15 protein-coding genes are annotated in these 13,782 nt (G+C 53.3%); 1 reads left to right on the top strand and 14 read right to left on the bottom strand.

Translation table 11 applies throughout. From position 1 onward, the window contains the following. The first annotated feature begins 57 nt into the window (after positions 1–57). Complete coding sequence (locus GFB57_RS06300) at positions 58–228, top strand: YhfL family protein (protein WP_003023584.1); 171 nt, start codon at positions 58–60, stop codon at positions 226–228. A gap of 67 nt (positions 229–295) precedes the next feature. Here the strand turns inward: GFB57_RS06300 and GFB57_RS06295 are convergent, their stop codons facing one another. The 14 genes from GFB57_RS06295 to aroB form a co-directional block, all read right to left on the bottom strand. Then, on the bottom strand, positions 296–1,390 hold the full coding sequence (locus tag GFB57_RS06295; protein ID WP_003023582.1) for an aminotransferase class V-fold PLP-dependent enzyme: 1,095 nt from the start codon (positions 1,388–1,390) through the stop codon (positions 296–298). Positions 1,391–1,403: 13 nt separating this feature from the next. Beyond that, positions 1,404–2,708 (bottom strand): YhfT family protein, encoded by a 1,305-nt coding sequence (locus tag GFB57_RS06290; protein ID WP_003023579.1) that lies wholly within the window; start codon positions 2,706–2,708, stop codon positions 1,404–1,406. Positions 2,709–2,719: 11 nt separating this feature from the next. Then, complete coding sequence (locus GFB57_RS06285) at positions 2,720–3,073, bottom strand: DUF2620 domain-containing protein (RefSeq protein WP_003023576.1); 354 nt, start codon at positions 3,071–3,073, stop codon at positions 2,720–2,722. A 10-nt stretch (positions 3,074–3,083) separates the two neighbouring features. Beyond that, on the bottom strand, positions 3,084–3,962 hold the full coding sequence (locus GFB57_RS06280; protein WP_003023575.1) for a phosphotriesterase-related protein: 879 nt from the start codon (positions 3,960–3,962) through the stop codon (positions 3,084–3,086). Further along, positions 3,959–5,185 carry a phosphopentomutase gene (locus tag GFB57_RS06275; RefSeq protein ID WP_003023573.1) on the bottom strand — a complete coding sequence of 409 codons (1,227 nt, stop codon included), beginning with the start codon at positions 5,183–5,185 and terminating at the stop codon, positions 3,959–3,961. Before GFB57_RS06275 ends, GFB57_RS06280 begins: the two co-directional genes overlap by 4 nt. Continuing rightward, entirely contained in the window at positions 5,185–6,348 is a 1,164-nt protein-coding gene (locus GFB57_RS06270) for a YhfX family PLP-dependent enzyme (protein WP_003023571.1), read from the bottom strand. The genes GFB57_RS06275 and GFB57_RS06270 overlap by 1 nt, the downstream gene beginning before the upstream one ends. 82 nt (positions 6,349–6,430) lie before the next feature. Next, complete coding sequence (locus GFB57_RS06265) at positions 6,431–6,793, bottom strand: hypothetical protein (RefSeq protein ID WP_003023568.1); 363 nt, start codon at positions 6,791–6,793, stop codon at positions 6,431–6,433. A gap of 15 nt (positions 6,794–6,808) precedes the next feature. Next, complete coding sequence (gene yhfZ / locus GFB57_RS06260) at positions 6,809–7,714, bottom strand: GntR family transcriptional regulator YhfZ (RefSeq protein WP_003023565.1); 906 nt, start codon at positions 7,712–7,714, stop codon at positions 6,809–6,811. A 165-nt stretch (positions 7,715–7,879) separates the two neighbouring features. Next, positions 7,880–8,884, bottom strand: a complete 1,005-nt coding sequence (gene trpS / locus GFB57_RS06255) for a tryptophan--tRNA ligase (protein WP_003023564.1) — start codon at positions 8,882–8,884, stop codon at positions 7,880–7,882. Beyond that, positions 8,877–9,635 (bottom strand): phosphoglycolate phosphatase, encoded by a 759-nt coding sequence (gph, locus tag GFB57_RS06250; RefSeq protein WP_003023562.1) that lies wholly within the window; start codon positions 9,633–9,635, stop codon positions 8,877–8,879. Before gph ends, trpS begins: the two co-directional genes overlap by 8 nt. Then, complete coding sequence (gene rpe, locus GFB57_RS06245) at positions 9,628–10,305, bottom strand: ribulose-phosphate 3-epimerase (RefSeq protein ID WP_003023561.1); 678 nt, start codon at positions 10,303–10,305, stop codon at positions 9,628–9,630. Before rpe ends, gph begins: the two co-directional genes overlap by 8 nt. 17 nt (positions 10,306–10,322) lie before the next feature. Beyond that, positions 10,323–11,159, bottom strand: a complete 837-nt coding sequence (gene dam, locus GFB57_RS06240; protein ID WP_003023558.1) for an adenine-specific DNA-methyltransferase — start codon at positions 11,157–11,159, stop codon at positions 10,323–10,325. Between the two features lie 117 nt (positions 11,160–11,276). Further along, a complete protein-coding gene (gene damX / locus GFB57_RS06235; protein ID WP_003023557.1) occupies positions 11,277–12,578 on the bottom strand; it encodes a cell division protein DamX in 1,302 nt (433 codons plus the stop codon). Positions 12,579–12,674: 96 nt separating this feature from the next. Then, positions 12,675–13,763, bottom strand: a complete 1,089-nt coding sequence (gene aroB, locus GFB57_RS06230) for a 3-dehydroquinate synthase (protein ID WP_003023554.1) — start codon at positions 13,761–13,763, stop codon at positions 12,675–12,677. Positions 13,764–13,782 lie beyond the last annotated feature (19 nt).

The raw sequence follows: 13,782 nt of genomic DNA, 5'->3' as shown, positions 1-13,782 counted from the left end.
TCGCCGAGAAATGGATTTCATCCATTTAATAAATAGATATTTTACAAGGATTTTATCATGTTTAAATTTGCAAAAATCACCATCGTGGCAGGTGTACTGGCTATGCTGACCGCATGTACTGGTCATATTGAAAACACAAAAAACAACTGTAGCTACGATTATTTATTCCATCCGGCGATTTCAATTTCTAAAATTATTGGTGGCTGCGGCCCGGCTGCAAATCAATAATATACGCGATTGCGCAGATACAAAAAAACCGGGAATTTCCCGGTTTTTGCATTTATAGATTAGCTACTCATTCACACATCATCGCGCTCACGCTCTCGCGCAAAATACGCAGCACCGTTTCTTCTCCACTTCGGTTAGGATTAATGCGAATCGCATAATCACCCAGCAACGGATTAGCTTCGCGAAACGTCCCCGAAAGGCGATAGAACAGCGGAGGGATCTCATACTTCGACTCAGCTCCCACCGGGTATGGCAGCGCACCTCTTTTTTGTGCCTCTTCCAGCACACCAGCGGCAATTGGCTGGTGAAACTCCACGATCAGCACCTTCGACTGGGCATTAGCAATAACCGCTTTTTTCACCTCAGGTATCGCTCCACTATCGAGCAGATTCAGCAGACGCTCAGAAACGCCAGCCTGTACCGCATGCATCACCGGTGCGAAAACCAGACCGCGAAGTACCTCGAGCGCCTGCGCCCCCTGAATCTGGCTGCCGCCGGAATAGAGGGTGTTACGGATTTTAGCGATGACCTCTGCCTTGCCAACAACCGCCCCTACGCCTTCCGGGCCGAAGAGCTTAAAGCAGGAAAAGGTGGACAGCGTCGCCCCGCATTCGCAGCCGATACCCTCTACTTTCATCACCGCGTAGTTGTCATCGGTTAACGTCGGTACGCCGCATTGTGTTATTTCCGCCAACACATCTGCTAAAACGTAATGGTCCTGCGGTTGCTGCCGCGTATGCTGTACCAGCGCGGCATCAGGGCGATACTGCGTAACAGCACGCGCGATTGCCGGGAGGCAGTTGAAATCAGCCCTGACCAGGGTGATGCCCATCTGCTCGATGATCACCTGTGTTGTAGGATACACAGGTGCGTCGTGTACCAGCAGCCGCTGCCCGGGTTTGAGCAGTGCGGCCAGCCCGGCGCGAATAGCCCCGGTGCCAGCCCCCTGAACCAGCACGGCGGCTTCAGCATGAAACGCCTCGGCCAGCACCGTTTCCACACGCTGCGTGACCCGGGGCTGATTCAGCCCCGGGGTCAGCCCGAAATCGCCACCGGCCAGAAAGTCAGCGCCAGGAAAGTGACGGCAGAGCGTATCCACCAGCGCAAACTGCTTTTGTTGTGCTTGCGCGAGCGTCAAACTTTGTAGAGGGAACGTCTTCATGTTTTACGCCTCCTCAGGCCGGAACAAACAGACCAAACCAGTAGAGAATATTCAGCACAATACCCGTAATCATCACCGCCACGACCGGGGCCGCCATCTTCTGCACCGGACGCCCTATCGATTCGTTAAGGAAGTAAATCGCCACCGCAATCGAGAAACCGGTGTAGCCAGCCATCTTAATGGCGGCAAAAATCGAGCCTATCAGCAGCGCCATTTCCATCAGCATATTCATCGCATTACGAATATTGTCCGATGCGTTACGCACTGACGGATAACGCCCCAGCCATTTGCCAATTGAGCGCAGCAGCAACACTTCCGCGGAAATCACGATAGCGCCAAGGAGTGCCGCTATCCACGGGTTCGGTGCCAGATAACCAACGGAATAAACAAAGGTGAAGCCCGCTACCGCGTACACACCGGTTGCCAGCGCGGTGGTGGCAATCAACGGCACAAAACCCAACCCACGCATAAATTCCGCCAGCGCCGCCTGGTTAACCAGCGTCTGCGATTGCTCAGGCGTAATCCCCGCTGAATAGGCTTTTTCCAGCGTAAAAATTGAGACCTCGCTACCAGCAAAAATTTTCATACTGGCAACGGCGGCAATCAGCGCGCCTACAATGGCAATATACGGCAGGTTTTTAATAATCCGTGAGGTTCGTTCTTCAAAGACCGATAGCCCGCTGGCATCCATCTCCTCATCACCGCGATGGCGAATATCATGCGTAATAGCGATCGCCAGCAGCATCATCATCCCCACAAAAATCTCAATTGATTCCGGGTTCAGATGCGGGAAGTAACGCACCACCACCACGCGGGTCATCAGTACCACTACTGCCGCGATAATGCTGTGTTTCCAGCCAAACTGGTAGAAAATCGCCACCAGCGGGAAGAGTGCGAATGCAGAAACCACCGGCGAACTTAATTCACCCAAGCTACCCAGCACATCCACCGGCAGCGCCGTGAGCAGATGGTTCACCGGCAGCAGGCAGGTCAGAATCAATACGCCCCAGATAGCGCCCAGACCGAACGCCAACACGCTGTTCATTGCCAGCACGCCGAGAATATCCGTCGGCAGGAACAGCAGCCAGGCGTTGAGCAAGCCGGTTTTCAGGGTAAAGGAGATCCCCACCGACGCGACAAAGCCGATACTCAGACCAAACGCGATACTTCCCGCCTCCCGGCGGTTCATGTACCCCTCGATCAGTTGCGGCAGAATCGGGCGGATGCCGTCATGAAAGACGGCCGCCGAGCGGTGTGCCAGAAGTGACGTCATGCCGGTCAGGCAGGCCACCACCACAATCTGAATATACAGATCCATAGTCATGCCTTTTATTTCAGGTGGTTAACCAGCATCGGAATCGCATGTTCAACATGTTCGACGGAGAGACCAAACGCCACTTTCCCTTCCGCAACCATTTTTGCGATATGTTCGTCTTTCGCCTTAATACCCGGCTTGGCGATAGTGCAACTCTTGTTGTAGCCAATCACCGCGATGGCAATCGACAGTGCTGCACCCGCACCGGTGTTACAAGCGCCGATGTAGTAATCCAGTTGTCCGGATTTCACCTTCATCGCCGCTTCCATATCATTATGAATGGAGACTTCAAAGCAGCCCGGTGCTGCGGTTTCGATGGTTTTTTTAATCTGCTCACGCTGTAAGCCAGCAACGCCAATCTTTTTCATGATTCTGTCCTTATTGGAAAAATTTTGAGGGGTTATCACGTAACATCGTGTCCACATCGGCCTGACTGAATCCTGACTGGCGCAGCTGTGGGATAAAGGTGGTTAACAGATAGTCGTAGCCATTGCCGCCATTGGCTTTTAAATGCGAGCGGCGGGTAATGTCCATAGAGAGCATGACGTGGCTAAGCAGTCCGCAATCGCGTATCGCGTGCAGCATGGCGATGCGTTTCTCGTCCGGGTAATAGTTGTTTTTTCCGATGGTATCGAATTGCACATACGCGCCGAGCTCGATCATGCGTAAGATATTGTCGAGATTATCTTTCAGGTCGCAGTGACCAACGGTTACGCGGGAAAGGTCGACGCCGTGCGCCTGTAGCAACACCAGCTGTTCCACTCCCATCGTGCTAAAAGAGGTATGGGTTGAGATGGGGCGTCCGGTTTCGATGTGTGCCCGTGCCGCGGCGATAAACACCTTCTCTTCAAGCGGCGTAATCACGCCTTCACTAGAGCCAATTTCCGCGATAATTCCGGCCTTCAATTCAGTACCATCAATACCGATGACTATCTCATCGACCATCTCCTGCGCGAGCTGTTCCACGCTGTGCGCCGCAACATGTTCAGGGAAGAACGCATCCTGGTAATAGCCTGTGCAGGCCACGACGTTGATTCCGGTATCGCGCATCAGGTCGAGCATGAATTGCGGATTACGTCCCATATAGCGGTTGGTCATCTCAATAATGTTGCTGACGCCTGACGCCCGGAGATCCTTCATTTCCTGACAAATGAGATCGTACTGATCTAACCGGCAGTCGAGGTTATTCTTAAATCCGGAGAGATCGATATGCAGATGTTCGTGGACCCAGGTGTAGCCCGTCGGATCAAAGTTCATAAGGTGTCTCCTGTAAGGCGCAATGCCGAGAGAAAAGAACAGCCGTTTTGTGGCGCCGCCGCGCCGAAAAATTCACACACCGTAGCGCCAACATCGGATAACGTCGCCCGGATGCCTAATTGCGCAGGTTCAAGCCCCTGTTGATACACCAATACCGGCACAACTTCCCGGGTATGGTGGCTGTGCCCTATGGTCGGATCGTTGCCGTGATCGGCCATGACCACCAGACAGTCATTTGGCTCCATAGCGGTCAGAAGGCGTGAAAGATTAAGATCAACAAGCTGCAGCCGTTCGGCATAACGTGCGACGTCTTCAGCGTGTCCGGCGAGATCGGTTTCCTGAATGTTGGTACAGATAAATACCGTCGATTCCGCGTTAAATTCGTTAAGCGTGATATCCATAATCTGCTGGCTATCTACCAGGTTTTGCCAGCTGCGCCCGTGCGGATTGCCAACGATGTCCGCCACTTTACCGACCAGCACGGTAGGGATTCCGGCGTCATGCAGTTTTTGCGGTACCTGTACCTGCTCATCTACGCCAAAGCCCATATGCCTGACCTGAAAACCGCTTTCATACGCGCCGGAGCGTGGGGCATTAATGCCGACAAAGCGCCCTTCCATCGTTTCGGCGGCATCCAGAATGCGCTGGCTGTTCGCAAGCTGGCCGCCAAAGGTGATGACGCGCCCGACCTGAACCTGTTCACGCACTACGCGGCCAATCTTTAGCACCTCATCAAACGCAATGGCGGACAGGTTGGCAGTGACGTTGTAGACCTGACCTAAATCCGCCTCTAGGTTATCGCCCACTGCAACCGCATCGTTGACCCACAGAAACGCCAGTTCGCCGCCGCGACGTTCCACCTGCCAGCCTGCGGCTTTTAGCGCTTGCTCAACGCGATCAATGACGTCGCTAAATGGCATCCGCAGCGGGGCCTGAGGCCGTGTGCCTAAAATCTCCTGATGGCCCATAAAGGTATCTCCCCCTTCATGCTGCAGTTCCGCAACGCCCCAGACCGCCGATTCCGAAGGTTTCATCACGCCAGGCGCAAAGCCCAGAGCGTTAATCAGCCCCAACTTCTCAAGCGTTGGCAGCCGTAACTGCGGGAGTTTGCCCAGGATATGACCACAGGTATTCGCTCCGGCATCCTGCGGCCTGACCCGCGTGACGTCTTTCATTGCGCCAACGCCAAAACTGTCGATTACCAACACCACGAATCGGGCCATTAGTCCTCCAGAATATTGCCGAGACTGTCGTATCGCGCGACGATTTCAGCTACGCCGCGCTGAATGCCCGACACCAGCACCACGTCGCTACGCGTCACGAAGATCTGGGTGCGAAAACAGAAGATCACCGCGCTGCTCACCGGAAACTCACCGGCCACAGGCAGGTAGTAGTCAATGCTGCTGTCGTCCACGGGTTTTAGCTTCGCTGCGATCGGCGCGTCATTTTCTGGCGTAAAGACCAGCGCATTTTGCGCATGGCCGCGACGATAATAGCCCCCGCCGTAGCAATAACTGTCCCCGCGAAAATTGTGCGATATCTCGCTCAACCACAGCATCGCAATGCGTTCCGGCTGGTCGCCTTTTTGATTGGAAGGAATGGTGCCGGTCAACGCATGACCCGGCTCCGCATGGGTGACACCATATTCCGCCAGCAAAGGGAGTGACGAACAGCTACTGGCTGACGGCGCATTAAGCTGCTCAATGGCAATCCCGGCCTCAACCAACTGACGTCGGGCATTTACCAGCGTATGCAGATTAGGCGTCGGCATCGTCTGCGCGGAGTTTTCATCCCATAACAGGCATGGGAAATGGGTGAGGCCGCTCAGGCGCAGGCCCGGCAGTCTGCGGATTTCATTGACCACATCCGTCAGATACATCAGCGGAAATCCGCTTTCCTGCCCCGGGTAGAGAAAATCATCTTTGTCGTACACCTTCAGCATCACATTCTGTTCACAACCGGCCTTCACCGCAGCAGCGGAAACTTCGCGCGCTTTCTCCAGTGAGAACAATGTGATGACTTCAGTACCTTGCGCTACAGCTTCATTGACCAGCCGCGACGGGATCTGCACCAGATGTCCCTGATGCGCAACCGGCAACCCGGCACGGCGCATGACGCGACTCTCCTTGTAATCGACAACCACGATGCCTTCATAGCCAAGCTGCAACAGTTTCTCCGCCAGCCACGGGTTACGTCCAACCTGTTTGGTCATCAGATACAGCGAGATACCATGTTGCCCCGCGACATCCAGCAGACGTTTGCCATTCTCAATGACCTGGTCAACATCAATGACCCAACTATCAGGGGCGATCTTTCCCTGCTGCCATAACGCGATAGCGGCGGAGATTAGCGCGGGGTTCTGGCGTTTCAATGCGTCTATAAACATTTCTCGGCCTCGTTTCTAATCCTTCAGTTAAATATTCATTTTTTTGAATATTTAAGATGCAATAAGCTCATTCCCAGTGATTTCAGACACCTTCGTTCGCCGCCATCCACAATCCATACAAGTTCGCCAACATATAGCCTTCTTCATTCGCGTGCAGCGCCACCGTAAACTCTTTCATCAGCGCCTGATGTACCAGCAAAATAGTTGGCCAGAGATGAGATTGCGCCAACTCCTCCAGCAACTCACCATCCAGCGCTTCAATCACTTCGCCCTGGCGACTGCGCATTAACGCACTCGCCATATGGGTCATCGCCATGGTTCCTTGCTCGCTGTGAATCGGCAAACGCCACTCTTCATCCAACCGCCTGACCACTTGCAGCATGCCGCTACAAATATCCTTGTCGATAACGCCTGCTTCACACAGCAGGTTAAGCCTGTTTTCCATGTCGTTTGCCTTCACTTAATAACTGGGTTCCTGTTCACCGTTCGCCACACGTTGTTGGTGGGCAAGCAGCGCCTCTTTGTTAACAACGGCGCGCAGTAGCTGCTGCATCGCATAATCCTCTGCGCGGGTAAGTACCACGGCCTCCGTGGCCTGCAAAAATCGCGGGTCGTTGGTGAGCGGCGTAGCTTCTAACCCCAAAACCGCCAGCTCGGCCTCGGCAACCACGTTCCAGATAACCGCATCCACATCCCCTTTCGCGATGCGCTGCAAGCTTTCGTGATAAGGCATATCGATCAATTCAACGTCACGGTTGCCAAAACAGGCCTCGGTCATGATTTTCTGATCCGCCGAACGGTTATCGAGCCCGACACGTTTTACAACTGCAGATTCGCCCTTGCGACAAATTAGCTGATGCTCGCCAACGTAGGTATGCGGTCCCAGCGCCAACGTGATGCGCAGCCCGTCCTGAGCAAGGTAACTTTCCGCCGCCAGACGAGAAACCACCGCCATGTCGTAGACGCCGTTTAGCAGGCATTCCACGCGAATATCAGCCCCACGCATGTGTGCGTAATAAAACGGGATCCCATCGAACTGCGCTTTCAGCCCACTCGCCAGCCCTTCATATAAACGGGTGTAAGGCAGCGGCATCGCACAGACCACGTTATTAATATCCACATGCTTTAGCAGCGTACGGTTATCCATATCCACCAGATAGCTACCGTTACGCCCACGACGCTCAATACGGATTGCCCCAGAGGATTCCAGCGTTTTCAACGCAGCCTGAGTTAACCCTACCGATGAGTGACACTCGGCTGCCAGTTCATCAATAGTTTTCAATCTGTTACCGCACTTCTCACCGAGCAGATAACGGGCCAGGGTTGTCAGCACAACCCCCTCTTTCTTGATAAATGTCCGACGCATTTTATATTTTCAGTAAATTGAATATTTATATCTTCATTAAAGTGAAGATATAACGCAATGAGGAAATATGCAAACGGCGAGGCGCTTCACATTTTTTGAGGTTCACAAACCAACAGGCGAAAAAAAACCGGGCGTAACCCGGTTTCTTCAACAACACAGAGCGCATTACGGCTTGGCGACAAAACCAATCGCTTCGTAAACGGCTTTAAGCGTAACAGAAGCACGTGCGCTGGCTTTTTCCGCACCGTCTTTCATCACTTTCTGCAGGAAAGCTTCATCGTTACGGAAACGGTGATAACGCTCCTGAAGCTCGGTCAGCATACCGGAAACGGCCTCTGCGACTTCACCTTTCAGATGACCATACATTTTGCCTTCGAAGTGCTGTTCCAGCTCCGGAATGCTCTGGCCGGTGACCGCAGAGAGGATATCCAGCAGGTTGGAAACGCCCGCTTTGTTCTGCACGTCGTAGCGTACAACAGGCGGCTCTTCAGAGTCGGTCATCGCGCGTTTGATTTTCTTAACCACAGATTTCGGATCTTCCAGCAGGCCGATCACGTTGTTGCGGTTGTCATCCGACTTGGACATTTTCTTCGTCGGCTCCAGCAGCGACATCACGCGCGCGCCGGATTTAGGAATGAACGGCTCAGGCACTTTGAAGATCTCGCCATACAGGGCGTTGAAGCGCTGGGCGATATCGCGGCTCAGTTCCAGATGCTGTTTCTGATCTTCGCCAACCGGTACCTGGTTGGTCTGATACAGCAGAATGTCTGCCGCCATCAGTACCGGATAATCAAACAGGCCGGCGTTGATGTTCTCCGCATAGCGTGCGGATTTATCTTTGAACTGGGTCATACGGCTCAGCTCGCCGAAGTAGGTGTAGCAGTTCAGTGCCCAACCTAACTGTGCATGCTCCGGTACGTGAGACTGCACGAAAATTGTACTTTTTTCAGGATCGATACCGCATGCCAGGTACAGCGCCAGCGTATCGAGCGTTGCTTTACGCAACTGCTGAGCATCCTGACGAACGGTGATGGCATGTTGGTCAACGATGCAGTAGATGCAATGGTAGTCATCCTGCATGCTCACCCACTGACGCAGCGCACCCATATAGTTGCCAATGGTCAATTCACCTGAGGGCTGTGCGCCACTAAAAACGATGGGCTTAGTCATTTTTTGATTCCTGATTTTCGCTATGCGGAAGCCCGAGAGCGGGCAGTAGTTCATTAATACGGTCGTAAATAACGTCGGGTTGGCTCAGCGCGATCGACTCACCGTAGTTGTAGCCATAGGTCAGGCCAACGGACGGACAGCCAGCAGCTTTTGCCGCCTGAATATCATTGCGTGAATCCCCTACGAAGAGCATTTGCTCAGGCTTGATGCCAAGCTTGTTTGCCACCAGCAGCAGCGGATCCGGATGCGGTTTTTTATTCTGCACGTCGTCACCACCGATGACCACGCTAAAGTATTTGGCGATATCTAATGCTTCGAGTAATGGCGCGACAAACGGGGTCGGTTTGTTGGTTACCAGACCCAGCGGCAATCCTTTCGCATGCAGCGCGCCCAGCGTGTCGGCAACATCAGGGAACAGGAATGTCCCCTCTTCTGCGACATCACCGTAGTATCTGTCGAACAGCTTACGCAAAATACGTACCTGTTCCTCAGCGGGAATATCATCATCAACGGGCGGTTTACCCATCGTTTTACGTAATGTCGCGCGCTCCTGACGAGACCACGCCAGCGCGCGCTCCATCAGTACATCTGCACCGTTACCAATCCAGGTGATAACGCGTTCTTCTCCGGCAACCGGCAATTCCAGCGCATACAGCGCCATATCCACCGCTGCGGCTAATCCCGGCGCGCTGTCGACCAGCGTGCCGTCGAGGTCAAATGCAGCGCCCCGAATATCCTGAAACTTATCCATGACTTACCTTCGCCAGTTCATTGCGCATTTCATCAATGACTTTTTTGTAGTCTGGTTGGTCGAAAATAGCGGAGCCTGCGACAAACATATCTGCGCCTGCCGCGGCAATTTCGCCAATGTTGTTCACTTTGACACCGCCGTCCACTTCGAGGCGGATATCGTAGCCAGATTCATCAATGCGACGACGCACTTCGCGCAGTTTATCCAGCGTTTGTGGGATGAAGGACTGCCCGCCAAAGCCTGGGTTAACGGACATCAGCAGGATCACATCGAGCTTATCCATGACGTAGTCCAGATAGCTCAGCGGCGTTGCCGGGTTGAACACCAGGCCCGCTTTACAGCCATGTTCTTTGATCAGCTGTAAAGTGCGATCGACATGCTCGGAGGCTTCCGGGTGAAAAGTAATGATGCTGGCACCGGCGGCGGCGAAGTCCGGGACAATACGATCGACCGGTTTCACCATCAGGTGAACATCAATCGGGGCAGTGATGCCATATTTACGCAGCGATTTCAGTACCATCGGTCCGATGGTCAAGTTCGGTACGTAGTGATTGTCCATGACGTCGAAGTGCACAACGTCGGCACCGGCAGTCAGCGCTCTCGCAGTGTCCTCACCCAGGCGGGCAAAATCAGCCGACAGAATTGAGGGGGCGATCAAATACTGTTTCATCCGCTTCTCCTTGAGATTTATTTCTTCGCAGGCGTTACAACTCCTGGTTTATACAGTGCCAGCAGTTCGTTCACCTTTTTACGCGTGCCGCCATTGCTGCTTATGCTGCGCCGCACTTTGACCTGAAAATGTTTCGCCGCTCGGTACCATTCACGGGTATCGGGCGTATCGTGGTTCGAAATTAACACTGGGATCTGCTTACTGACCAGCTTTTCTGCCATCTCGGCCAAATGCGCCTGCTCTTTCGGGCTAAAGCTGTTGGTGTGATACGCAGTGAAATTTGCCGTCGCCGAAAGTGGTGCATAAGGCGGGTCACAATAGACCACAGAGTTGCTATCCGCACGATCCATGCACTCTTCATAGGAGAGGCAATGGAACTCCGCATTCTGCGCTTTCTCAGCAAAATGGTACAACTCGGCTTCCGGGAAGTAAGGTTTTTTATAACGCCCAAACGGGACGTTAAACTCGCCGCGCAGGTTATAACGGCACAATCCGTTGTAACCAAAGCGGTTCAGATACAAGAACAGCACTGCTCTGCGGAACGGATCCTGGCTGGCATTAAATTCTTCTCTGAACCGATAGTACACCTCAGCCTGATTGGTTTCAGGCATAAACAGCTCACGAGAAGCCTGCACATACTCATCGGTACGCGTCTTCACGATGTTGTAGAGACTGATAAGGTCGCTGTTGATATCGGCAAGAATATAACGAGAAAAGTCGGTGTTGAGAAACACCGACCCGGCACCCACGAAAGGTTCAATCAGGCACTCACCCTGAGGTAAATGCCGTTTAATATCATCAAGCAGGGGGTATTTCCCCCCTGCCCATTTTAAAAAAGCGCGATTTTTTTTCATGCTGACTAACTAATTACACCTTCTCCGGCTGTGGAGAAAGCTCCGACAGCATCCTGCGCTTTAGTCTTTGTCCCGCAATTGGGCGAAACAGCAAACCATTGCAGAACATATCCTATCTTACTTCAAATCGGCCTGAACCTGGTGCAGCGGTTTTGCCCACGGGTTTTTCGCCTGAATATCAGCGGGTAACGTAGACACTGCACGTTTCGCATCTTCTTTAGACGCATACACGCCTGTTACCAGAACATACCACGGTTGACCGTTACGCGTCGTCTGGTACACCACATAGTTCTTCAGGTTTTCTTTCTTCGCCCAACCGTTCAGGTTGTCGTAGTTAGAAGAACTGCTGAGCTGCAGCGTGTAATGGCTGGACGGCGCAGATTTTAACGCTCCAACGTTACCTGCACTTTTCGCTCCGCCAGCAACAGGTGTTGTCGTTGTTGCTGTCGCCGTTGGCGCAGGCGTTGCGGTCTGTGCTGGCGCCGTCGTGGTTGCTTTCGGCTCAGCGGTCGCTTTCGGCGTAGCGGTTACCACAGGCGCTTTGGTTGTGGTAGTCGGCGCAGTTGCGGTTGGTTTTGCCTGGGCAACAGGTTTCGGCTCTGTCGGCGTCGCTTTCACCGTAGTTTGCGGTTTGCTCTTCGGCTCAATTACGGCCTGTTTACGTTCCTGATGCGTAGCCACAGGACGTTCAGTCGTTTCCGTTTTCGCAGTCTGGCGCGCAGCACTACCATTACGCATCGGCGCAACGGTCGCAGGTTCGGTCGGCAGCGTAGAGTTAACCACAGCGTTGTTAACTTGCTCCTGGCCTTGCGGTTGTGTCAGAGCGTTGTTCAAATCGCCCTGCACTTCAACACGCTGCTGCCCTTCAGTTGCCGCAGGTGCCTGACCTTGAGTCGGGGTAGAGGAAATCGGTGGCAGGGAAACATCCTGCTGGGTATTGCCAGCAGTCTGCTCTGCGCCCGTTGCAGGTGGCGTTGCACTCGCCTGATCCGTTGCATTGCTGCCAGAGAGATCGATGCTCTTCTCACCAGATGCTGCCTGCTCATTGGAAGAAGATGAGGGGGCTTTCAGCGCAGAACCAATGCCGATAATCAGCAGCAGCAGTACCAGAACACCCACGCCCATCATCATATACTGGCGGGAGGCAGGCTTGCTGGCGGCTTTCTTACGCTTGCGCGGACGACGTTCTACACGCTCTTCATCCACGGTATCGTCATCAGATTCATACTCTTCTTCAATGTCCTGCTCTTCATCACGCTCTTTGCGTGCGCGCGCAGGACGGCGATCGTCAGCATCCAGATCAACATCATCAAAATTGATTTGCGGCTCATTATCGCGTTCAGACGATTGACGAGAACGACCAGTACGACGATCGCTGGGATCGGGTTTCAGCTCGTCTTCTGGTTTGAATTCATCCATTTAACACCCCACTCAAAGGTTAATGCTTACGACTTTGCACATAACCTGAAGCTAAAAGACCTACGTTTCGCAACGTAAGCCTGACCTTTCTTGTTGTTACGCCTGCTGGCAATCAGCAATAGCGTTAAGAACCACCTCGTGCGACACTCCGCCGCGCACTTCACTCTTCCCTATCGCTCGCGGAAGCACCAAACGAATCTCTCCCGCTAACACTTTTTTATCTCGCAGCATGTGCGGCAGATAAGCCTCAGTGGACATTTCACGCGGCCCATTCACCGGTAAGCCTGCTCGCTGTAACAGCGTAATGATGCGCTGCGTATCAGCGGAGGTGAACTGACCCAAACGTTCAGACGTACGGGCAGCCATTACCATACCAGCGGCCACCGCTTCACCATGTAACCAATTGCCATAACCCATTTCAGCTTCGATTGCATGACCAAACGTGTGCCCCAGATTCAGTAAAGCACGTAAGCCCATTTCGCGCTCGTCTGCTGCGACAACTTCTGCTTTCAGCTCACAACAACGACGAATACAGTACGCCATCGCCGGACCGTCCAGACGCAGCAACGCATCCAGATTGTCTTCCAGCCAGCTGAAAAATTCACCGTCAAGAATGATGCCGTATTTGATCACTTCCGCCAGCCCCGATGCCAGCTCACGCGCAGGAAGCGTTTTCAGACAATCGAGATCCACCACCACGGAGGCCGGTTGGTAAAACGCGCCAATCATGTTTTTACCGAGGGGATGGTTTACGGCGGTTTTGCCGCCAACGGAGGAGTCGACCTGCGACAACAGGGTTGTCGGGACTTGAATAAAACGAACACCACGTTGATAGCTGGCTGCCGCAAAACCGGTCAGATCGCCAATCACGCCGCCGCCAAGGGCAACTAACGTGGTATCACGACCGTGCGGTTTTTGCAGTAACGCGGTGAAAACCGTATCCAGAACCGTCAGGCTTTTATGCTGCTCGCCATCGGGAAGGATAACGCTATCAACGTTAACACCCGCCTGTTCAAGTACGCCGCGAACCTTATCGAGATAAAGGGGGGCCAGGGTTCCGTTGGTCACCAACATAACCTGATCGCCCGATTTCAGCGGTAAGAATGAAGCTGGTTCATTGAACAAACCAGCCGCGATGGTGATAGGGTAACTACGTTCCCCGAGAGTGACTGTGATCCTCTCCATTACGCGACATCCACCTTAG

Source organism: Citrobacter sp. S39, from assembly GCF_009495675.1.
Classification (GTDB): Bacteria; Pseudomonadota; Gammaproteobacteria; order Enterobacterales; family Enterobacteriaceae; genus Citrobacter; species Citrobacter freundii.
Note: the sequence above shows the minus strand (reverse complement) of the source record. Positions and strands in the feature narration are given on the sequence as shown.